This window comes from Streptococcus sp. NSJ-72 (assembly GCF_014334035.1).
In the GTDB taxonomy this organism is placed as follows: domain Bacteria; phylum Bacillota; class Bacilli; order Lactobacillales; family Streptococcaceae; genus Streptococcus; species Streptococcus constellatus.
On sequence record NZ_CP060489.1, the window covers coordinates 852,154 to 875,306 of the forward strand.

The following is a 23,153-nucleotide window of genomic DNA, read 5'->3' on the forward strand; positions in this document are numbered from 1 at the left end:
GAAAAGTTTTAAGGAGAAGAAAAAATGAAACAATTATCGAGCGCTCAAGTACGCCAAATGTGGTTAGATTTTTGGGCTTCAAAAGGGCATGCTATAGAACCGTCTGTTAGTTTAGTGCCAGTCAATGATCCAACCTTGCTGTGGATTAACTCTGGTGTAGCAACGTTAAAAAAATATTTTGATGGCACTATTATTCCAGAAAATCCACGGATTACCAATGCGCAGAAAGCGATTCGGACGAACGATATTGAAAATGTCGGAAAAACAGCGCGGCACCATACCATGTTTGAAATGTTAGGAAATTTTTCTATTGGTGATTATTTCCGTGATGAAGCCATTGAGTGGGCCTTTGAACTCTTAACCAGCCCTGAATGGTTTGATTTCCCGAAAGATAAGCTCTATATGACTTATTATCCGGACGATCATGATTCTTACAATCGTTGGATTTCAGTTGGCGTAGATCCAAGCCATTTGATTCCAATTGAGGATAATTTTTGGGAAATTGGTGCAGGACCTTCTGGGCCCGATACAGAAATTTTCTTTGACCGTGGAGAAGCTTTTGATCCTGAACATCAAGGACTTCGTTTACTTGCAGAAGATATTGAAAATGATCGTTACATTGAAATTTGGAATATTGTTCTGTCTCAATTCAATGCAGATCCATCTATCCCACGGAGTGAATATAAGGAGCTACCTCACAAAAATATTGATACAGGTGCAGGTTTAGAGCGTTTGGTAGCGGTTATCCAAGGGGCAAAAACAAATTTTGAAACAGACCTCTTTATGCCAATTATCCGCGAAGTAGAAAAATTATCCGGTAAGAATTATAATCCAGACGGAGATAATATGAGCTTCAAGGTCATTGCAGACCATATCCGTTCTTTGTCATTTGCTATTGGGGATGGTGCTCTTCCGGGAAATGAAGGACGTGGCTATGTTTTACGCCGCTTGCTCCGCCGAGCTTCTATGCATGGTCAAAAATTAGGAATCAATGAGCCTTTCCTTTACAAACTCGTTCCAACAGTTGGGAAAATTATGGAAAGTTATTATCCAGAAGTGCTTGAAAAGCAAGATTTCATCGAAAAAATTGTCAAAAGTGAAGAAGAATCATTTGCTCGTACACTTCATTCAGGTCAACACTTTGCACAAAGTATTGTAAAGGAACTAAAAACAAAAGGACAGTCTGTTATTTCAGGAACTGATGTCTTTAAACTTTATGATACCTATGGTTTCCCAGTAGAATTGACCCAAGAAATCGCTGAAGAATCAGGTATGACAGTAGACCGTGAAGGTTTTGAATCTGCTATGAAAGAGCAGCAAGAACGAGCGCGGGCTAGCGTTGTTAAAGGTGGCTCTATGGGCATGCAAAATGAAACACTGCAAAACATTACAACTGAAAGCCACTTTAACTATGAAAAAGAGGCTTTATCTGCGAAGTTGGTTGCGATTGTGGCAGATGATAAAGAAGTAGAAGAAGTGACTTCTGGTAAGGCTTACCTCGTTTTTGCAGAAACGCCATTTTATGCTGAAATGGGCGGACAAGTAGCAGACCACGGACAAATCTTTGACCTTGCAGGCAATCTCGTTGCACAAGTCGTAGATGTTCAAAAAGCGCCGAATGGACAACCGCTCCATACAGTAGAAGTGGTAGCACCACTCGCATTAAACCAAGAGTATAAGCTTGAAATTGACCACAATCGTCGTCACCGTGTTATGAAGAATCACACAGCAACACACTTGCTTCATGCGGCTCTTCATCATGTCTTAGGTAAACATGCAACGCAAGCAGGCTCTCTCAATGAAGTAGAATTTCTTCGATTTGACTTCACTCATTTCCAAGCAGTTACAGCAGAAGAGCTACGTCGCATTGAGCAAGAAGTTAATGAAAAAATTTGGGAAGCGATTGACATTAAAACTATTGAAACAGACATTGATACTGCTAAAGAAATGGGTGCGATGGCTCTCTTTGGAGAAAAATACGGAAAAGAAGTTCGTGTGGTGACAATTGGAGATTACTCTATTGAGTTGTGTGGTGGTACTCACATGAAAAATACTTCTGAAATTGGTCTTTTCAAGATTATCAAAGAAGAAGGAATCGGCTCAGGAACACGTCGCATTCTCGCTGTGACAAGTAAAGAAGCATTTGAAGCTTATCGTGAGGAAGAAGATGTGCTAAAAGCCATTGCTACAACGCTCAAAGTTCCTCAACTAAAAGAGGTCTCTCATAAAGTTGAAACTCTTCAAGAGCAATTACGTCAATTGCAAAAAGAAAACGCTGAGTTGAAAGAAAAGGCAGCTGCAGCGGCTTCGGGTGAAGTGTTCAAGAATGTTCAAGAAGTTAATGGACATAGTTTTATCGCCAGTCAAGTTTCTGTGTCCGATGCTGGAGCCCTTCGTACGTTTGCCGATACTTGGAAACAAAAAGACTATTCAGATGTCCTTGTCCTTGTGGCGGCTATTGGTGAGAAAGTCAATGTCCTTGTAGCTAGCAAGACAAAGGAGATTCATGCTGGTAACTTAATTAAAGAATTAGCACCAATTGTAGATGGTCGTGGTGGTGGTAAACCAGATATGGCTATGGCTGGCGGAAGCAACCAAGCAGCTATTCAAGAGTTACTTACAGCTGTTCCTGAAAAATTGTAATGTCATATTACTTTAAGCGAGATAGATCTGTGCTTGTCTCTACAAGGATTTCAAAAAATGAAATCTAAGAGAGTTGCATAAAAATCATACAAAAAACGAACAGTTTCGATATTCTGTTAGTCAGAACATCGGAATTATTCGTTTTTTTATTTGTACGATTAAGTTCTGGCGTTTTATAAATCCAAAAATAGCTTTCATATTTTTGATAGTTACAATTTTATAAAAATATGGTAAAATAGTTTTGGAGATAAAGCGCTTTCATATAGCTGATTATGTTGCGATAAAAAGACAAATATTGCCAGTTAGCGTATGATTTTTTGTAAAAATTTACAAATTTATGACAAAGGAGATGATGTCGTTCAGTAGTACAGTTTAAGGTAGCGGAAACATGCTTTTTAAAGAGAGAAAGGAGATTCTTATGGGACTCATTAAAGCAGGAATTGGTGCTGTAGGCGGCGTATTGGCTGACCAATGGAAAGAATTCTTTTACTGTGATGCCATGGACAAGTCCGTCATGGTGGTCAAAGGACAAAAGCAAGTATCTGGACGTTCATCCAATACGAAGGGCAGTGACAACATTATTTCAAATGGTTCTGGAATTGCTGTTGCAGACGGTCAGTGTATGATGATTGTTGAGCAGGGAAAAATTGTCGAAGTTTGTGCTGAGCCCGGTCAATTCACTTATGACACCTCTAGCGAGCCGAGCATTTTTACAGGTAATTTAGGTGATTCCATTAAGGAGACCTTCAAACAAATCGGAAAACGGTTCACTTATGGTGGTGATACAGGCAAAGATCAGCGTGTTTACTATTTCAATACCAAAGAGCTGATTGATAATAAGTTTGGCACACCAAATCCGATTCCGTTTCGTGTAGTGGACTCAAAAATCGGCTTAGATGTGGATGTTTCTGTCCGTTGCTCTGGTGTTTATTCTTATAAGATTGCAGACCCACTTCTTTTCTATACCAATGTCTGTGGCAATGTCGAAAAAGAATATTTACGTGAAGAGTTAGAATCACAACTGAAAACAGAATTTATCAGTGCTCTTCAACCAGCATTCGCTACATTGTCTGATTTAGAATTGCGACCAAATCAAATTGTTAGCCATAATACAGAACTCGAAAATGCTATGAATGAAGCACTCTCTAGCAAATGGGGCGAGCTTCGTGGTTTGAAAGTCATCAGTGTAGCTCTTGGTTCAGTAACTCTTCCAGACGAAGATGCTGAAATGATTAAGCAGGCTCAACGTGTGGCTATTATGAAGGACCCAACCATGGCAGCGGCTACCTTAGTCGGTGCACAGGCAGATGCTATGAAAGCAGCGGCTGAAAATCCAGGCGGTGCTATGACTGGCTTTATGGGAGTAGGAATGGCAGCGGGCGCAGGCGGTATGAATGCCCAAAATCTTTTTGCTATGGGACAAGAGCAGGCCGCTAGTCAGCAAACGCAAACAGCGAGTGCAACCTCTCAAACTCAAACTACTGCAGATAAATGGACTTGTCCAAATGGGCATGAAGCATCCGGCAAGTTCTGTCCAGAATGCGGTTCACCAAAACCTGTGAGTGACAGCTGGACTTGTACTTGTGGGACTGTCAATAATGGTAAATACTGTTCAAACTGTGGTCAACCGAAACCAGAAACCCGCCGTCAATATCGTTGTAGCAATTGTGGCTGGCAACCAGAAGATGCTTATAATCCACCTAAATTCTGCCCTGAATGTGGCAATGTATTTGATGAAAATGACCTTGTTTAAAAGCTTTTCTAACTATCTCATAGCTCGATGACAGTAGAAAGGAGGTCATCATGGCTGATTTACAAGAATATAAATGTCCAAATTGTGGCGGTGCTCTTGAATTTAATAGTTCAATCCAGAAAATGAAGTGTCCTTATTGTGATTCCGAATTGGATATGTCAAGTTTGAAGGAATTGGATGAACAATTAAAAACCCAGACTGATGAAAATATGACCTGGAGTATGCAGGCTGGTGGTGAATGGGATACGGGCGAGATTGATCAGCTATCAGTTTATGTCTGTAAATCTTGTGGTGGTGAAATTGTTGCTGACGAGTCAACAGCAGCCACTTCGTGTCCATTCTGCGATAATCCTGTTGTTATGATGGGACGCTTTGCTGGTGATTTAAAGCCAGATTATGTGATTCCGTTCAAATTAGATAAAAAGGCAGCAAAGGCGAATCTGAACAAGCATCTCATGGGGAAACGTCTCTTGCCAAAAGTTTTTAAAGACCAAAATCATATTGATGAAGTAAAGGGGGTTTATGTTCCGTTCTGGCTTTTTGACACAGAAGCAGATGCGGATGTTCATTATAAAGCAAGCAGGATTAGAACATGGAGTGATAGTGAGTATGACTATACCGAAACAAGCTATTTTTCAGTTATTCGTTCCGGTCAGTTAGCGTTTGAACATATCCCAGTAGACGGTTCAAGTAAATTGGATGATCAATTAATGGAATCCATTGAACCCTTTGATTTTTCAGAAGCTGTTGATTTTCAGACAGCTTACCTAGCAGGATACCTAGCAGATAAATATGATGTCGGAGCCGAGGAGAGCATTACTCATGCTAACAGCCGTGTCAAGCAAAGCACGGAGGAAGCCTTTGAAGATACAGTTACGGGGTTTTCTGCCGTTACCCCAGAATCTTCGAATATTCGCTTGATAAATGGTTCAACTAAGTATGTTCTCTATCCAGTTTGGCTCTTAAATACGACTTGGAGGGGCAAAAAGTTTGTCTTTGCGATGAATGGTCAGACTGGTAAATTCGTCGGAGATTTGCCCTTAGACAAGCAAGCTTATAGACGTTGGCTAATTGGACTGGGCGTGGCGGCAAGTTTAGTTAGTTATGCGGCTGTATGGATGATTCACTTACTGTAAGAAGGGAGGATGAGATTATGTTGAAGAAATTCATAACATTACTGACAACTCTTCTTCTCTCCTTTCTCATGATTGGGACTGTCTGTGCAGAAGAAACCAGCTATATTCGTGATGAAGTCTCAGCCTTTTCAAGCAAGGAAATAACAGAGATTAACAAAGCGGCTAAAGCTATTGAAGAACAATATCATTTGAAAGTTTACTTTTTAGCAGCAAAATCAGTAGGTGAAGATGGTATTTTGTCTTATGCTGAAAAGGTTTATCAAGAATCTGCAGGCACAGCTGAAGGTATTCTCCTTGCTGTTGATAAAGAAAAAAATGAATGGATCCTATATTATGCCGGAAACGCTAAAGAAAAGCTAGGAGCAAAGAGTGACGACATACTTTGGAAAGCTTTTGAGAGTGGGAAAAATATTTATAGCGGTGTTCGGTATTATCTCAATAAAGTAACCAAATTGCTCAATGCATCGGCCAATCCATTACTGGTAGATGAAGCGGACTTGCTGAAGCCGAATCAAGAAAAAGTCTTACTATCAAAGCTCCAAGACATTAGTCAGCGCCAAAAATGCGATGTTGTTGTCGTGACCGTTAAGAGTCTGGAAGGAAAAAGTGCTCAAGACTTCGCAGATGACTACTTCGACTACAATGGCTACGGTCAAGGAAAAAATCATGATGGGGTGCTTTTCTTAATCAGTATGGCAGAACGGAAGTGGCATATTTCAACGACAGGCTACGGCATCACTGCTTTTACCGATGCTGGCTTAGACTACCTATCAAAGCAGTTCTTGCCTGATTTAAAAGATGGTGACTACAATGCTGCTTTTACAACCTACGCTGAGCAGTGTGATGAATTCCTCACTCAAGCACGAAAAGGGCAGCCTTATGATGTAAAAAATCTCCCTAAGGAGCCTTTAAGTTGGTACTGGATTCCTGGAGCATTGGCTATTGGCTTTGGTATCGCCTTTCTCATCGTAACAGGAATGAAAGGTCAGCTCAAATCTGTCTATCATCAAACCGGAGCCACTGATTACATCAAGAAAAATAGTCTCCAGATTACCAATGCTCAAGAATTCTTCCTCTACTCAAATGTAGATAAGAAAGCAAAACCGGAGCCTAGCAGCTCCAGTGATTCTGGGGGTAGTAGCACACATACATCTTCATCAGACAGAAGTCACGGGGGCAGTGGCGGAAGTTTTTAGATGGATAATAGTGGAAGTTAAAAAAGGTCAGGATATTTATGCTGACCTTTTTATTACACTTCATTTTACAACGGGGCGAATTTTAAAATTTTCAAACGATGTTGTCCACAATAATTTTATTTCTAGGGGAATTCAACGAGGAATTGGAAACGCTATTATTTTGCTTTACATCATTTTCTAAATCGGAAAGAATATCTTTATCTGACAGTTGATTGTCATAAAGAAAAGCCGCAAATATCTTTCCTTTTAGCTTCTTATTAAAATCAGCAATGACCTTAGCATAGTAATAACGTTTTCCTGCTAAACCTAAGAGAATCAGGATATTTCCCAAAATTCCTAGTAGCAAGGTCTGCCAGAGAATCATTAAATGTTTCGCTTGAAAACTATCAATAATCATCCGAACGAGGGTAGGATTTAAGACCGACTCAACCCATGTCAGCACGATAAACAGAAAGTAAATCGCTAGTAGTTTTTTTGAAATAAATCGTTTAAGCATATCTGATAAATCCTTATAGAACATATGAATACTTTAAAAACTCTCAAAAAGCTGTTTGAGAGTTTTAAGCGCGCCGTAGCAATTTTTTAATCAAACTGAGAATTTTAAATTTTAATGGCTGTGGATAATAGCGGAAGGTACCCATTTTGCGAACAATATAACCATTGAAATTTTGTTTAAAGCGGAACACGCCGTCTGAACCGTCGAAAATTCCAGTAATACCAAGAAAATTATAAAAAGGAATACCTCGCTTGATAGCTTCTTTCATGACGTATTCTTGGAGAAGCGCTGGAGCATAAAATTTGTTAAATTCAGGATAGGAACCACTAAAGAGGTAAGTTGCCTCTTGTGGTGTGTACAGGAAAAGGCTGCCAGCCATCACTTGGTCTTCCATTCCATATTTATCTATCAATTCTTGTGCTTCGGCCTTACGTGTTTCAAAACTTTCAAATTGGCTAGAGAATTCACGCAGTTGATTGTGCTTTTTCTCCGACTGAGGATTTTTTTCTAAATCCGCTTCTAATTTTTGAATTTTTTGTCTGAGTTTTTTTTGATCATTTTGCAGATGTTGCAGATAATCTTGAAAATTAAGCGTTGCAATCATAAAGTCTGCTTGATTACCAAAAGCATCGTAGAAATCTTGGTAGTAATCTAAAGATTTGTCACTATATTCACGCCGTTCGGAAGTGGCAGAAGTGATTTCTTTGAAAATATTTAATTCATCTCGTTTCAGCTTTTTTAATTGAATGCCGAAAGTATTCGCCTTTTTGACGGTTGATTTGCCATTTTTGCTGAAGGATTTGATGAGGTCTTTTTCGGTAAGACTTGCCAGATCTTTGACATAGTGCCAGTCAGGTTCCCCACCGGGATAGCCAGTCTGTAAACCATCAAATTCATAACCTAAGTCTGTCAAATCTTTTATCAATTCTGTTTTTTCGGGCGAAGTAGGTTGACCATTGCTGTCAAATGTTTGATAAGTTTCATAAGGTTTGACAATTAGCTCTAAAGCACCATTTTCTTTGGCGTAGGTCTTGAGTTCACGGTAAAAAGCTTGCAGGTCGTGAGGATTTGTTGAAACAGGACCGCAATTGATTTCCATGTGAAGTCCACCTGTCATGGGCATACTGTAGAGCACAGCTGAAACAGTCACTTCGTCATGCTCATTTGTGTATCCTACATATTGACAAGTAAAGCCACATTTTGATAAGAGCTTCTCCATTTCTACCGTCTGCATAAAAGAACGTTGAGCGCAAGAAGCGCTGTGTTTTACAAATTCTTCCTGACGAAGTTGTTTGAGTGTCATGCGATTCCTTTCTTAGTGTTTGCTGCGGTATTTCTTTCTCAAAGTATAAGCAAAGTTCGAGAGATGATAGAGAGGATTAGTTGGGAGGTTAAATTCACCAACATATTCCTCAATAGTTGGATTGAACTTGGATTTGAAATGATAAAGCCCGCCGTTTAGATCGTTTTCAACTCCCCCCATATTTTGCCAATCGGCGCCACGTTCAAAGGCGTGCTTTGCGGTTTCATACCAAGTGAGGAGGGCTGGCTGGTAGCGGCGGTATTCTTCGTCCATTCCAGCATAGATATTTTCAGAAGTAGCTCCATATTCGAGAACTAAGGTTCCAGATAGAGGCACTGTTGTGACTCCTTGAGTCATTTTTTCTGCTAAGAAATCCATTTCTTCTTGCAGCCGTTTTTGTTCCTGCTTGTTGTTTTCAATTTTACCGGGCTTGGTTTTTTCAGTAAATTTGCTAGCTTCTTTTTCAGCCTTGGATTTTTGTACTTGGAGATTTTCTAGACGCTCGTTTAAATTAATACTTGCAAGTGTGATATAGGACTGCTCAGGGTAAGTATCCAGCAGTTTTTGATAATAATTTTGACCACGCAGATGGATACTTTTTCGATTTTCTGTTTTTTTCATCAAAGCAGAGAAATCGTCCAAAAGCTCTGAACCACCAAATTGGACTTGAATACCTTTGTTGCGAGCAGTGCGAATAGCTTGTCGTGTGCTTTTCGATAAAAGTTCTTCACTGAAATTATCCTTGTAAATATTTGCTTGAAAGCGTGGCTGAATGGTTTCATCCAATAATTCAGTGCGTCCAAGCCAGATAGCACCTGCTTTTTGCAAGTTGTTAATCAAATCAAGAGTTTTTGGATTATCCTGTCGTTCTTCCCCACTTTGGTTTTGAACTAAGAAAAGACTAGGATCAAACTTGATAAAAAGAGCTTTTTTAGTTTTGGCAAATTTTTTTAAAGAAGTCAGAACAAAGTGTAGCAATTCCTGATCTTGATAGTCCATAATAGGGCCACGCGGAATATAAAGCATGGTCATACTGAGCGGCAGTGGCTTGATGAGAATGCTAGCCGAGGCTACTAATTGATTATTTTTGTAAAAACCAATTCGTTCATTGTCCCAGTTATCTTTAACCTTTGCCCAAGAAGCGCTTTGAAGTAAGTTGGTTTGAGAACTTTGCTTAACAAAATCATCGTGTTCTTGAGCAGAGATTCCGATTTTATAAGTGTACATTAGTTTAAAACCCACTCTCTAATAGCGTATGCAACGCCTGATTCGTCATTTGATTTGGTAATGTATTTGGCGATTTTTTTCAGTTCATCAGTCCCATTTTCCATTACAACAGGATTTCCCACGACTTCTAGCATAGAACGATCATTTTCTTCGTCACCAATCGCCATAGTCTCCTCTTTTGTCAATCCTAATTTTTCTGCTAGATGCACGACTGCAGCTCCTTTGTTGACAGTTTTTTTGACAATTTCTAAGTAAAAAGGTGCAGATTTTACGAGTGTGTATTTATCGTACAATTCTTTAGGAAGTTTCGTGATTGCTTGATCCAAAATTTCTGGTTCGTCAATATACATGATTTTAACGATTTCTTTATCTATCATTTCCTCTGGAGTGCGGTAGTAGACTGGCATATTAACTAACCCAGCTTCGTAAACAGTATATTTTCCAATGTTACGGTTAGCAGTATAAATGCCGTCCTTGGTGATAGCGTGCATATGAACTCCTAGCTTGCGGCTGAGGCATTCGATGTCCAGATAATCCTCATAAGACAGGGGTTCTTTGATATATTCCTCCCCTGTTACTGTATCTTGCACCAGCCCGCCATTGAAGGTAATGACATAGTCGCCTGGCTCATTTAGGTGTAATTCTTCGAGTAAATTTCTCACTCCTGGAATAGGGCGTCCGGTTGCAATGACGATCTTTACTCCAGCAGCTTTCGCATCTTGTACAGCACTGAAAACCTCAGGTGTGACTTCTCTTTTATTGTTCAATAAGGTTCCGTCAATGTCAACGGCAACTAATTTAATACTCATGTTTGTGTGATTCTCCATAGATAAATTGGTCATTTTTGATATACGACAAGAAAGTTTTGCTATTTTCGCTAAAAAGTCCAGCATCTTTCAGCATTTCTTTTGGAAAATAGAAACGATTGTCACCGTGTCTTGTACCAGCTAATGCTTGGACAATAGCTGATAAAGTGGATAATTCAGCAAGACTGCCATCTTTTTGCACAATTTCAATCTGCGTTCGCGGATTTTCTACATGTGGTCGATAGAAATCATACGGCAAGTCAAAATTACGATGAATGGCAGTGTAGTAGTCAGGGTTAAAGCCGACTTCTGCAACTAAATTCCGCATGATATTCAGATGTTTTTCATTTTTTTCAGAGAAAATAATGGATTTAAAGACTTTACGGTTGATGAAACGCTGTGCTAAATCAGATAAAATCGTATCAGGACTCGTCATCCAAACTTGGAAATAGGTGTTCATAACTCCATCATCTAAAGCAAGATAATCTTTCAAAGTCACTCTTTTTTCAAAGAAAGGAATAAGGTTGGGAGAAGAGAGTGCAAAATAGTCTTTCTGCTTTTCATAGAGAAATTTAGCTCGTTTGAGTAAATTCTGTAAGAGTACTTCCATCGCACGGCTAGCTGGATGGAAATAGACCTGCATATACATTTGATAACGACTGACGACATAATCTTCCACAGCATGCATACCGCTGCGTTTGAAAGCAATGCCATTTTCTACTGGACAAATAACGCGCAAAATCCGTGTTAAGTCAAATTGTCCATAAGAAGCACCTGTATAGTAGGAATCTCGCAAGAGATAATCCATACGATCCACATCGATTTGACTGGAAATCAACTGAACAACTTGTTTATTAGGATAAGTATGGTTGATAACACTGGCTACTTTTTCTGGAAAATCAGGTGAAACTTGAATCAGCACTTGGTTAATCTCTGTTTCAGGGCTCGTGATAATCTGGCGTGTAATTTCTTCATGGTCGGTATCAAATAGACGCTCGAAAGTATGTGAATAAGCGCCGTGACCTACATCGTGTAAGAGAGCTGTTGCCATGACTAAGAGACTTTCATGACGATTCCAAACTTCTGGATATTTTTCGTTAAAAATCTTTGTGATGCGTCTGGAAATTTCATAGGCTCCAAGACAATGTGAAAAACGGCTGTGTTCGCCTCCATGAAAAGTATAGCCAGAAGTTCCCAGCTGTTTAATGCGGCGCAGTCGTTGAAATTCTTTAGTGTTTATTAAATCATAGATGACTTGGTGATCTACATGAATGTAATTGTGCACGGGATCACGAAATACTTTTTCAATCATGGCTCTATTATACCATAAAACAGAAGAAGACCACACTGAAAAAATTAAAGGAAAGAAAGGAAGAAATCTTTGAGATTTTCTGATAAAATAGAAAAGAAAAGCAGTAGATGAGGAGTTTATAGTGTGAAGATTAGAATCAAAAATCAGATACAGTTTGATGAACAAGTAGAACAAATTGATCAAACTTATGACGGAGAATGGCAGAAAAAGGGAGCTTATCATTACTTGCGTTTTGAAAATGAAGAGAATGAAAATGTTGTTTTGAAGTTTCAGGATGAAGAACTAGTCATGACACGCTTCTCTACTCCTAAATCTTTGATGCGGTTTATCAAAGGAGGAGAAGCCTTGATTGGAATTCCCACACCGGTCGGCATACAGCAATTTATCACAAAAACAAGTCATTACCAGGTTGATTTGAAAAAGCAGACACTTGAACTGCATTATCAATTGAGAACACCTGATGGCGGTCGAACTTTTGCGGATTATCAAATGGAAATTTCGTGGAGGTAGAAAGTAATGGGAAGAATCCTTTTTAGTTTAGTAATAGCGGCTATTTTTATTCTCAGCAGATTTATTTGGTTTTTTATAACAAGACAAAGCTTAATATGTTCTTTGACCTAACAGGGACACTTGTCATAGCGATTATTTTATTTATTGCGTCTTATTCTTTGTTGGGCAAAATAGATAGAAATTGAACTTTTTTGCTTGAAAAAATTGAAGAATCTGATATAATAAAAACACTCAAGGGAGTAGCTAGCGGGATATCCGTTACAAGGTCGTCAATACGAAAGCAATTTCCGGCCTTGTATGAAACAGCGAGACTTGTTACAGCAAACAGGTCTCTTTTTGTTTGTCAAAAAGAGATTAAAGGAGGAACTATTTTGTCGAAAGAACAAAAGCGCCAAGCGTTTTATACGCAAAGTTCGGAAGAAGTTTTAAAGAATTTGGAAACTTCTAATCAGGGTTTAACAAGCAATGAAGCTACTAAGCGTTTAGATGAGTACGGCCGCAATGAACTAGATGAAGGAGAGAAAAAATCCCTTCTGATGAAATTCGTTGAGCAATTCAAGGATTTGATGATTCTCATTTTGCTGATTGCTGCTATTCTTTCAGTTGTGACTTCAGGTGGTGAAGATATTGCAGATGCGATTATTATCCTAGCTGTGGTCATTATTAATGCCATTTTTGGAGTTTACCAAGAAGGCAAGGCAGAAGAAGCAATTGAAGCACTCAAATCTATGTCTAGCCCAGCTGCGCGCGCGCTGCGTGACGGGCATGTGACAGAAGTGGATTCTAAGGAATTAGTTCCAGGAGACATCGTTATACTGGAAGCTGGTGATGTGGTACCTGCTGATATGCGTCTTTTGGAAGCGAACACGTTGAAAATCGAAGAAGCAGCTCTGACTGGTGAATCTGTTCCTGTTGAAAAACATCTGACTGTTGATGTAGCTGCGGATGCAGGACTGGGTGACCGCATCAATATGGCTTTCCAAAATTCAAATGTTACGTATGGACGGGGAATGGGTGTAGTTGTCAATACAGGTATGTATACGGAAGTTGGTCATATTGCTGGTATGCTTCAAAACGCTGATGAAACAGATACTCCACTCAAGCAAAATCTAAATGGTCTGTCAAAAGTGCTCACCTATGCGATTTTAATTATTGCAGCTATCACTTTTGTGGTTGGTGTATTTATTCAAGGAAAAGATCCACTGGGCGAATTGATGACATCAGTCGCACTTGCTGTTGCAGCGATTCCAGAGGGGCTTCCTGCTATTGTAACCATTGTCTTGGCACTTGGTACCCAAGTTTTGGCGAAGAGAAATTCTATTGTTAGAAAGCTTCCTGCAGTTGAAACGCTTGGCTCTACTGAAATTATTGCTTCTGATAAGACTGGTACGTTAACTATGAACAAAATGACAGTTGAGAAAGTCTTCTATGATGGTAGCTTGCACGAAGCAAAACAAGCTATTGAGCTTGGGCTCGACTTGCCTTTGCTACGCTCGGTTGTACTTGCTAATGACACTAAAATCGACCAAGAGGGGAAACTCATTGGTGACCCAACAGAAACAGCCTTTGTTCAGTATGCACTTGATAAGGGCTATGATGTTAAAGCTTTCTTAGAGCAATATCCTCGTGTAGCAGAGTTGCCGTTTGACTCGACCCGTAAGCTCATGTCAACTATTCATCCTTTGCCGGACGGTAGATTTTTGGTTGCTGTAAAAGGTGCGCCAGATCAACTCTTAAAACGTTGTGTGTCTCGTGACAAGGCAGGAACTATTGCACAGATTGATGAGGCAACGACTCAGCTGATTAAAGATAATAACTCAGGTATGGCTCATCAAGCCTTGCGCGTGTTGGCTGGCGCCTACAAAATTATTGATGAAATCCCAGAAAACTTAACGTCTGAAAATCTTGAAAATGATTTAATTTTCACAGGTATGATTGGAATGATTGACCCTGAGCGTCTAGAAGCAGCAGAAGCCGTTCGCGTTGCCAAGGAAGCAGGGGTTCGTCCAATTATGATTACGGGTGACCACCAAGCTACGGCGGAAGCCATTGCCAAACGTCTAGGAATTATCAATGATGATAGTAAAGACCATGTCATGACTGGTGCCGAGCTTAACGAATTGTCAGACGAAGAGTTTGAAAAAGTTGTTGGTCATTATTCTGTCTATGCGCGCGTATCACCTGAGCATAAAGTACGGATTGTCAAAGCATGGCAACATCAGGGGAAAGTTGTTGCTATGACCGGTGATGGTGTCAATGATGCACCAGCCCTGAAGACAGCCGATATCGGTATTGGAATGGGGATTACAGGTACAGAAGTTTCGAAAGGTGCTTCTGACATGATTTTGGCTGATGATAACTTTGCAACGATTATCGTGGCTGTTGAAGAAGGGCGCAAAGTATTCTCTAACATTCAAAAGACCATTCAATATTTGCTTTCAGCCAATACGGCAGAAGTTTTGACTATTTTCCTAGCAACTCTTTTTGGCTGGGATGTGCTGCAGCCGGTTCACTTACTTTGGATTAATTTAGTGACAGATACTTTCCCTGCCATTGCTCTGGGGGTTGAACCTGCTGAGCCGGGCGTTATGACGCATAAACCGCGTGGCCGCAAGTCTAGCTTCTTCTCAGGTGGTGTCATGAGCTCGATTATTTATCAAGGATTCTTGCAAGGTGCTTTGGTACTTGGTGTTTATGCTTATGCATTGATGAATCCTGTTCATGTTGGGGATATGAGAGCCATTCATGCAGACGCATTAACTATGTCTTTTGCAACGCTTGGATTAATTCAGCTCTTCCACGCTTTTAATGTGAAATCTGTTTATCAATCACTTCTAACAGTCGGGCCATTCAAGTCTAAAACCTTTAATTGGTCTATCTTGGTCTCCTTTATCTTGTTGGCTTCTACTATTTTGATTGAGCCACTAGAAGGAATTTTTCATGTGACAAAATTGGATCTTTCACAATGGGCAGCAGTCCTTATTGGCAGTTTTTCAATGATTATCATTGTAGAAATTGTCAAATTTATCCAACGCAAACTTGGCTTTGATAAGAATGCTATTTAAGAAAGAAAAAGTCATCTTCGGATGACTTTTTCTAATAATCTAATAATCTAATAATCTAATAATCTAATAATCTAATAATCTAATAATCTAATAATCTAATAATCTAATAATCTAATAATCTAATAATCTAATAATCTAATAATCTAATAATCTAATAATCTAATAATCTAATAATCTAATAATCTAATAATCTAATTGAAAAGGAAAGATATGGAAAAAATACTAAAAGAAAAATTAGCACAGGATATGCCAATTTATCAACAAGAAGAAATCCTTTGGATGTTAGATCATATTGGTCATCCAAATTATAAAATACGAGATGACTTAATCTTTGTTTCTCTAGCCAGAGCCATACAAGAACAGTTATTTACAAAGGACCAGTTTGATTTTGTAGTGGTTGAAGCTCTTAAACGACAGGGGCTTTTGTATAAAAAGGAAGAAGTTGGTCAGGCTACTCTGATTCGATCTTTTACGGCTTTATTATTCGCTAATTTGCTAAATGCAGATGCTAAGAAAAATTCACTTTATTTTAAAAGACTTTCTAGTCATCAAAGAATGGCTCTATTTGAACAAGGTCTGTCTTATTTATTGTATGAAAATGATAGTACTGGTTATTCTGAAGAATATGGTTGGGTGCATGCCTTTGCTCATGGTGCAGATCTTTTAGTTGAGATTATCTATCATCCAGATTTTCCTATAACACGAGTAATCTATCAAGCTGTTTTAAATGAGAGGCTCTCACAAACCAGAGTTGCGGTTTGGTTAACTTCACTTAGCTTTCCGTTAGAAAACTCAATAGACTTCATACAGTTTTCCAATGTTCGTTCGTGCTTATTAGAAATTTATCTCCAATTAAATAAAGAAAAAGTTCTTGCAGACGAGCTGAAAGAAACCATTCACTTATTTTCGTACTAGATTTCAAAAGAGATAAGTGTAGCTACAATTTCTTCATTAAAGTGCTTCTTCTTGTATTTTAAAAAAAGAGATAGGAACGATTGTCGTCAAAAATCATAGGAATTTTTAAGTTTTTTAGTATAAAATTGAGGTAAAGAGGAGGGATAAAAGATAATCAAATTAGTGGCATTTGTTGTGGATGGTACATTTCTGTGCTCTGACAATACCTATGATGTGAAGTATTTCGAGAAAATTTATCGAATGTTGCAAGATAAAGATATTAAAGTAGTTGTCATCTCAGGTAATCAATATGCCCAACTGGCTTCGTTTTTTCCAAAAGATCAGCTCCACAAGAGATAATGGCTTTTGGAGACGGTGGAAATGACCTAGAAAAGCTAGCTTATGTAGAGCAGGCTATGCGATGAAAAACGAATCTGAAATAGTAAAGAGAGTAGCAAAGTATCAAGCACCAGGTAATCAAGAATCAGGTGTTTTAGAAGTTCTTGAGCGAGAAATTGCAAAGTAGAACACTACCATACAGATCATTTCGGTAAATCTATCTTCTTAATATTTTTCTTCAGCCAGCAACCTATCTAACAATCATGTAACAAAAAATGAAATTTCTTGATTACAACTTAGAAATTTTATACAATAACTATTATTGGATTCTGTCAGAAATTAGAAAAAAATACTGACTTGTGATATAATAAAACGATATGTGAAAAGAGGTAGATATGGACATTTCAGAAATTCGTCAAAAAATTGACGCAAATCGTGAAAAATTAGCTTCTTTCAGGGGGTCTCTTTGACTTAGAAGGTCTGGAAGAAGAAATTGCTATCTTAGAAAATAAGATGACAGAACCTGACTTTTGGGATGACAACATTGCAGCTCAAAAGACATCTCAGGAGCTCAATGAACTCAAGCAAACCTATAATAACTTTCAGCAAATGACTGATTTGTTTGATGAACTAGAAATTTTGCTGGATTTCTTGGCTGAAGATACATCTGTTCAAGAGGAACTAGAAGAAAAGCTAGTTGAATTGGACAAGATGATGGCAAGTTATGAGATGACCTTGCTTTTATCAGAACCTTATGATAACAACAATGCTATCCTTGAAATTCACCCAGGTTCAGGAGGAACAGAAGCTCAGGACTGGGGAGATATGTTGCTTCGTATGTATACACGCTTTGGCAATGCTCATGGTTTCAAGGTTGAAGTTTTGGATTATCAAGCGGGGGACGAAGCGGGAATTAAGTCTGTTACCTTGTCTTTTGAAGGGCCTCATGCTTATGGTTTGTTGAAATCTGAAATGGGAGTTCATCGATTAGTGAGGATTTCTCCGTTTGATTCAGCTAAGCGTCGACACACTTCCTTTACATCAGTAGAAGTCATGCCGGAGTTAGATGATACGATTGAAATTGAAGTTCGAGATGAAGACATCAAGATGGATACTTTTCGTTCAGGTGGTGCTGGTGGACAAAATGTCAATAAAGTTTCGACGGGGGTGCGTTTGACGCATATACCGACAGGAATTGTGACACAATCAACGGTTGACCGTACACAATATGGAAACCGTGATCGGGCAATGAAGTTGCTTCAAGCCAAGCTCTATCAAATGGAGCAAGAAAAGAAAGCAGCAGAAGTAGATTCGCTCAAAGGAGATAAAAAAGAGATCTCTTGGGGAAGTCAAATCCGCTCCTATGTTTTTACACCTTACACTATGGTTAAGGATCATCGAACTAGTTACGAAGTAGCTCAAGTTGATAAAGTTATGGATGGTGATTTAGATGGCTTCATAGATGCCTACTTGAAATGGCGGTTAAACTAAAAAGAAGACTTTTATCACAGAAAGTGTCATTTTAGTAACTTGAGTATTTAATGAAAGGACTCTTTGCAATATATGTCAATTATTGAAATGAGAGATGTTGTCAAAAAATATGACAACGGGACAACAGCCTTGCGTGGTGTGTCCATCAAAGTGGAACCAGGAGAATTCACCTACATTGTAGGACCTTCTGGAGCTGGGAAATCAACTTTTATTCGATTATTGTATCGTGAAGTGAAAGTTGATAAGGGAAGTCTGCAAGTTGCTGGCTTTAATCTTGCTAAAATTAAAAAACGTGATATTCCAATGTTGCGTCGTAATGTTGGCGTCGTTTTCCAAGATTATAAATTGCTACCCAAAAAGACAGTTTATGAAAATATCGCTTACGCCATGGAAGTTATCGGTGAGCGTCGTCGCAATATTAAAAAGCGTGTTATGGAAGTGCTAGATTTAGTTGGTTTGAAACATAAAGTTCGCTCTTTTCCAAATGAGTTATCAGGTGGTGAGCAACAACGGATTGCGATTGCACGGGCTATTGTCAATAATCCAAAGGTTCTAATCGCTGATGAACCAACAGGAAATTTGGATCCGGATAATTCATGGGAAATCATGAATCTTCTGGAACGAATCAACCTTCAAGGAACAACTGTTTTAATGGCCACTCATAATAGCCAAATTGTAAATACTTTGCGTCACCGCGTTATTGCCATCGAAAATGGTCGTGTGGTGCGTGATGAAGCAAAAGGAGAATACGGATACGATGAATAGTAGATTTTTAAGTCACCTGCTAGAATCGCTTAAAAGTTTAAAGCGCAATGGTTGGATGACGGTTGCTGCAGTCAGCTCCGTGATGATTACGCTGGGATTAGTTGCAATCTTTGTGTCAGTCATTTTAAATACAGCGAAGCTAGCAACAGATATTGAAAACAATGTGCGGGTCATGGTCTATATGCGTCCAGATACGGCAGATAATAAAGAGACGATTACAAAAGAAGGCCAAAAAGTTAAAAATGAGGATTATCATAAGGTCTATGATGCTCTTAATAAAATGGCCAATGTCAAATCTGTTACATTTTCTAGCAAAGAAGAACAATTAAAGAAATTAACGGAAGTCATGGGAAAAGATTGGAAACTCTTTGAAGGGGACGCCAATCCTTTGCATGATGCCTATATTGTGGATACGACAGAACCGAAGTATGTTACTTCTGTCGCAAATAATGCGAAGAAGATTGAAGGAGTTTCTGAGGTCGAATACGGTGGAGCCAATACAAAACGTATTTTTGCTCTGGCTAATTTTATTCGTACGTGGGGTATTGTAGGAGCACTCCTCTTAGTCTTTATTGCTATTTTCTTAATTTCAAATACTATTCGGATTACGATTATTTCACGCAGTCGTGAAATCCAAATCATGCGTCTGGTAGGTGCGAAAAACAGTTATATTCGAGGACCGTTCTTACTAGAAGGAGCTTGGATTGGCTTACTTGGAGCAGTTGTTCCAGCTGGATTAGTTTATTTTGTTTATGAAGTAGCTTATAAATCGTTCAATCCATCACTTGCCAGTCAGAATCTCTCAATGATTGTACCGCAAACCTTTATTCCATTGATGATTGCCTTCCTTTTTGTCGTAGGAATCATTATTGGCTCATTTGGATCAGTTCTGTCTATGAGACGATTCTTGAGGATTTAGTAGAAAACAATAATAAAAAGCCTGTTTAGGGCTTTTTTCATTGTAAAAATGGATTAAACATTTTTTCGTGAACAATGGTAGTCTGAGAACCATGACCGGGATAAACATCATAATTAGGCAAGGTCAGCAATTCTTCTTTAATTCCAGCAATGAGCTGTTCCAAGTTTCCAGTATAGAGATCCGTTCGACCGATTGCTTCACAAAATAAGGCATCACCAGTTAAAACAAAACGCTCGTTAGGAAAGACAATTGAAACGCCACCGATTGAATGTCCGGGTGTTGGTACGACATAAAAATAAAAATCATCTAAGCTGTAAGAATTATGATAATTATAGAAAACATCGGCAGGTTGGAGGATGATGTCGTCAATATCTTGGTGACGCTCTAGTCCAGATAGATTATACTCCGGACTATAGAGCCAAGTAGCTTCGCTTTCAGCGACATAGACAGGTGGATTGCTAAACTGTTGACGAACTAAATCAACACTCATAATATGGTCGTAATGGGTATGAGTCAGTAAAATAGCTGTAATTGGCTTATTGATTTCTTGGATTTTTGCTGCAATTTTCTCCCAGTCACTACCCGGATCAACTACGATAAGATGATGCTCGTTTTCTAAATAATAAGTATTTTCGTATGCTTGAGAATTTAAAGTTTTATGAATTGTTATCATGAGATCTCCCTTCCTTTCATAGTTTAACAAAAAATGTGAGAAATGACACAAAAGAAATATTACTTTATTCGTCAAAAGAAAATAAGACATAAAACGTGATACGAAATAGTTGGATTTATGGTATAATTTTTCTAGTATGACACAAGAAAAAAGAAAATATGCTGTGGTAGATTTGGAGGCGACCAGTGCCAGTAGCAATGCAAAGATTATCCAAGTCGGAATTGTGCTTATTGAAAATAGTCAAATTGTCAAAACGTATGAAACCGATGTGAATCCTCATGAAAAGTTGACTTCTCATATTCGCCAATTAACAGGATTGACAGATAAGCGATTGAGAAAGGCGCCAGACTTTTCTCAAGTGGCTCGTGAGATATATGAGTTGATTGAAGATGCCATTTTTGTGGCTCATAATGTGAAATTTGATGCCAATTTACTTGCAGAAGCCCTTTTTTGGGAAGGGTTTGAATTGGTGACTCCGAGGGTAGATACAGTAGAACTTGCACAAGTCTTTTTCCCGATGTTTGAAAAATACAATCTAGGAATATTATGTGAACAGTTAGACATCCCTTTAAAACATGCACATACAGCGATTGCGGATGCTTCAGCAACTGCTACCTTATTTTTAAAAATACAGGAGAAAATCCAAAAACTTCCAAAAGAGTTAGTGGAATATTTGTTAACTTTTTCCAATAGTTTGATTTATGAATCACGTTTGGCAATAGAGGATGCTTTTGATCACATGTCGGATTTCACTTGCCATGATTTGGTAAAGCGGCAGGGGATTTTTCTTAGAAAAAGTAAAAAGATTAAAAAAGCAAGGAAATTATCCAAAAATTTCCAACACAATATCAATTTGTTGGATTTAGAGGAACGAAAAGAACAAGATGAGTTTGCTCATGCGGTAGAACAGGCTTTAAAAAGTCATCAATCAAGCTTTTTACAAGCTCAGACGGGGTTAGGAAAGACCTATGGTTACTTACTTCCAGCTTTAGGTCAAACGAGCAAGCAAATCTTGGTGACGGTTCCTACGAAAGTATTGCAGGATCAGATTGTGGCAAATGAAGGACAGAACTTAGAACAAATTTTTCATATTTCTCTTCATAGCTTAAAAAGTCCTGCCAATTATTTGAAACTTGACTTCTTTTATGATAGTTTGCAACAAGTAGATGATAATCGTCTGGTCAATCGTTGCAAAATGTTACTTTTAGTTTGGCTTACAGAAACAGAATCGGGTGATCTGGATGAAATTGGCCAACGACATCGTTATCAGACTTATTTACAACAGGTTCTTCATGACGGGAAATTGAGCAAAAAATCTCATTTTGGGGATACAGATTTTTGGCAAAAAGGTCAAGAAAAATCGAAGCGTAGTCGTGTGTTAGTGACGAATCATGCCTATTTTTTGACGCGGTTAGAAGATGATAAGTCAATTGTAGAAAATCGGCTTTTGATTGTGGATGAAGCGCAGAAGTTGTTTTTAGCTTTGGAAAATCTATCTCGAAAATCACTTAATATGACAAAATGTTTGCAGCAGATTCAATTGGAACTAAAAGAAGTAAATACTATCTTAGAACGCCGTTTGTTAGAGGATATCCAATTTGAGTTAGCTCATGCAATAGAACAATTCCAACGCTACAGAAAAAATGAACTGGCAAAGGAAACTTGTTCTAAACTTCGACAAGACTTGTCAGAGATAAATACCTCCTCTCTTTCTGACTTACGCGCTATTTTCGCTACAAAATATGACCAGTTCTGGTTAAAAGAGGAGCGATTTGATGATTATCGAGTGACAATGTTGGAAGCTGCTTGCTTAGAAATGCTAGATTTTAGAGCCTTGCTACCCGAAGAAGTTCAAGTCTTGTTTGTTTCGGCTACACTGGAAATCAGCAAAAAAGTGCATTTAGCTCATTTACTTGGTTTTGAACATGCACCATTTTATCAGTTGCCACAAAAGCAGAAATATCAGCAAAAAATATGGCTGGATAAGAATTTTCCAAATGTTTTAGAGTTGGATATAGATATTTATGCAGATTTGATTGTTAAATGGGTACATAAGTTGGCTACTCAAGGGGTTCCTCTCCTCGTTTTGTTTACATCAAAATCGTTACTACTGGCTGTTTCAGAACGCTTGCGTCTTCCTCATTTAGCCCAGTATAAGAATGGTGAAGCCGCTAATATTAAACGACGTTTTGATAGAGGGGAAAGTAGTATTTTACTAGGAGCGGGTAGCTTTTGGGAAGGGACAGATTTTTCTAGTCAGAAACAAATGATTGAAGTTATTACGCGAATCCCTTTTGATAATCCGAGTGATTTCTTTACGCAGAAGCTCAATCGCAAATTGCGGCAAGAAGGTAAGAATCCTTTTTATGATTATAGCTTACCTGTTGCGATTTTACGGATAAAACAGGCTTTAGGACGTACAATTCGACACCAAGAGCAGCAATCAGCAGTCGTTATTTTAGACAATCGCATTTTAACCAAACGATATGGACGCCAAATTCAAACAGCTCTGGAAAAAGTTGCTCCACTATCCATCACAAGTATGAAACAAATTCCAAAAGAGATGGAGCAATTTTTGAAGAAGGAAACGATGTAACTTCAATTTATGAATGACTCAGTTCAAAG

General features: G+C 38.6%; 19 protein-coding genes. 13 read left to right on the forward strand and 6 right to left on the reverse strand.

Features of this window, described 5'->3' with window-relative positions:
- Positions 1-24: 24 nt before the first annotated feature.
- The 4 genes from alaS to H8787_RS04270 all read left to right on the forward strand — a co-directional run bounded on the left by alaS (position 25) and on the right by H8787_RS04270 (position 6,728).
- Positions 25-2,643: an alanine--tRNA ligase gene (alaS, locus tag H8787_RS04255; RefSeq protein ID WP_187328302.1), complete on the forward strand. Its 2,619-nt coding sequence runs from the start codon at positions 25-27 to the stop codon at positions 2,641-2,643.
- Positions 2,644-3,061: 418 nt separating this feature from the next.
- Positions 3,062-4,396, forward strand: a complete 1,335-nt coding sequence (locus H8787_RS04260; RefSeq protein ID WP_037597404.1) for an SPFH domain-containing protein — start codon at positions 3,062-3,064, stop codon at positions 4,394-4,396.
- A 50-nt stretch (positions 4,397-4,446) separates the two neighbouring features.
- Positions 4,447-5,532 (forward strand): hypothetical protein, encoded by a 1,086-nt coding sequence (locus H8787_RS04265; protein WP_003069849.1) that lies wholly within the window; start codon positions 4,447-4,449, stop codon positions 5,530-5,532.
- A 17-nt stretch (positions 5,533-5,549) separates the two neighbouring features.
- Positions 5,550-6,728: a TPM domain-containing protein gene (locus H8787_RS04270; RefSeq protein ID WP_006270171.1), complete on the forward strand. Its 1,179-nt coding sequence runs from the start codon at positions 5,550-5,552 to the stop codon at positions 6,726-6,728.
- Positions 6,729-6,819: 91 nt separating this feature from the next.
- Here the strand turns inward: H8787_RS04270 and H8787_RS04275 are convergent, their stop codons facing one another.
- The 5 genes from H8787_RS04275 to H8787_RS04295 form a co-directional block, all read right to left on the reverse strand.
- Entirely contained in the window at positions 6,820-7,224 is a 405-nt protein-coding gene (locus H8787_RS04275) for an ABC transporter ATP-binding protein (RefSeq protein WP_187328303.1), read from the reverse strand.
- Positions 7,225-7,288: 64 nt separating this feature from the next.
- Positions 7,289-8,527, reverse strand: a complete 1,239-nt coding sequence (locus H8787_RS04280; RefSeq protein ID WP_187328304.1) for an aminoacyltransferase — start codon at positions 8,525-8,527, stop codon at positions 7,289-7,291.
- A 12-nt stretch (positions 8,528-8,539) separates the two neighbouring features.
- Positions 8,540-9,754, reverse strand: a complete 1,215-nt coding sequence (locus H8787_RS04285) for an aminoacyltransferase (RefSeq protein ID WP_187328305.1) — start codon at positions 9,752-9,754, stop codon at positions 8,540-8,542.
- Positions 9,754-10,563, reverse strand: coding sequence for a sugar-phosphatase (gene yidA, locus H8787_RS04290; RefSeq protein ID WP_006267278.1), 810 nt, complete (start codon positions 10,561-10,563; stop codon positions 9,754-9,756). Before yidA ends, H8787_RS04285 begins: the two co-directional genes overlap by 1 nt.
- Positions 10,553-11,872 carry an HD domain-containing protein gene (locus H8787_RS04295; protein WP_187328306.1) on the reverse strand — a complete coding sequence of 440 codons (1,320 nt, stop codon included), beginning with the start codon at positions 11,870-11,872 and terminating at the stop codon, positions 10,553-10,555. Before H8787_RS04295 ends, yidA begins: the two co-directional genes overlap by 11 nt.
- 123 nt (positions 11,873-11,995) lie before the next feature.
- Here H8787_RS04295 and H8787_RS04300 point away from each other — a divergent pair, with 123 nt between their 5' ends.
- From H8787_RS04300 to ftsX, 8 genes are all read left to right on the forward strand, one after another.
- Entirely contained in the window at positions 11,996-12,382 is a 387-nt protein-coding gene (locus H8787_RS04300) for a DUF1934 domain-containing protein (protein WP_003025360.1), read from the forward strand.
- Between the two features lie 371 nt (positions 12,383-12,753).
- Positions 12,754-15,447, forward strand: a complete 2,694-nt coding sequence (locus H8787_RS04305; RefSeq protein ID WP_187328307.1) for a cation-translocating P-type ATPase — start codon at positions 12,754-12,756, stop codon at positions 15,445-15,447.
- 210 nt (positions 15,448-15,657) lie between these two features.
- The gene (locus H8787_RS04310; protein WP_187328308.1) at positions 15,658-16,362 is read left to right on the forward strand and encodes a DUF2785 domain-containing protein; all 705 of its coding nucleotides are present in this window, start codon (positions 15,658-15,660) and stop codon (positions 16,360-16,362) included.
- Positions 16,363-16,524: 162 nt separating this feature from the next.
- Entirely contained in the window at positions 16,525-16,701 is a 177-nt protein-coding gene (locus tag H8787_RS10100) for an HAD hydrolase family protein (protein WP_247927008.1), read from the forward strand.
- Between the two features lie 61 nt (positions 16,702-16,762).
- Entirely contained in the window at positions 16,763-16,867 is a 105-nt protein-coding gene (locus H8787_RS10105; protein WP_003069829.1) for a hypothetical protein, read from the forward strand.
- Positions 16,868-17,075: 208 nt separating this feature from the next.
- Positions 17,076-18,171, forward strand: a protein-coding gene (gene prfB, locus H8787_RS04325; RefSeq protein ID WP_134970971.1) for a peptide chain release factor 2 whose coding sequence is annotated in 2 segments (ribosomal slippage) — positions 17,076-17,147 and positions 17,149-18,171 — 1,095 coding nt in all. Because the reading frame shifts where the segments join, the coding sequence is not laid out codon by codon here.
- 72 nt (positions 18,172-18,243) lie between these two features.
- Complete coding sequence (gene ftsE, locus H8787_RS04330) at positions 18,244-18,936, forward strand: cell division ATP-binding protein FtsE (RefSeq protein ID WP_003069826.1); 693 nt, start codon at positions 18,244-18,246, stop codon at positions 18,934-18,936.
- Positions 18,929-19,855 carry a permease-like cell division protein FtsX gene (gene ftsX / locus H8787_RS04335; RefSeq protein ID WP_049476626.1) on the forward strand — a complete coding sequence of 309 codons (927 nt, stop codon included), beginning with the start codon at positions 18,929-18,931 and terminating at the stop codon, positions 19,853-19,855. Before ftsE ends, ftsX begins: the two co-directional genes overlap by 8 nt.
- A gap of 37 nt (positions 19,856-19,892) precedes the next feature.
- Here the strand turns inward: ftsX and H8787_RS04340 are convergent, their stop codons facing one another.
- Positions 19,893-20,528 carry an MBL fold metallo-hydrolase gene (locus H8787_RS04340; RefSeq protein WP_003069821.1) on the reverse strand — a complete coding sequence of 212 codons (636 nt, stop codon included), beginning with the start codon at positions 20,526-20,528 and terminating at the stop codon, positions 19,893-19,895.
- A gap of 136 nt (positions 20,529-20,664) precedes the next feature.
- Between H8787_RS04340 and H8787_RS04345 the strand changes: the two genes are divergently transcribed.
- Positions 20,665-23,124, forward strand: a complete 2,460-nt coding sequence (locus tag H8787_RS04345) for a bifunctional DnaQ family exonuclease/ATP-dependent helicase (RefSeq protein ID WP_187328309.1) — start codon at positions 20,665-20,667, stop codon at positions 23,122-23,124.
- The last annotated feature ends 29 nt before the right edge of the window (positions 23,125-23,153 follow it).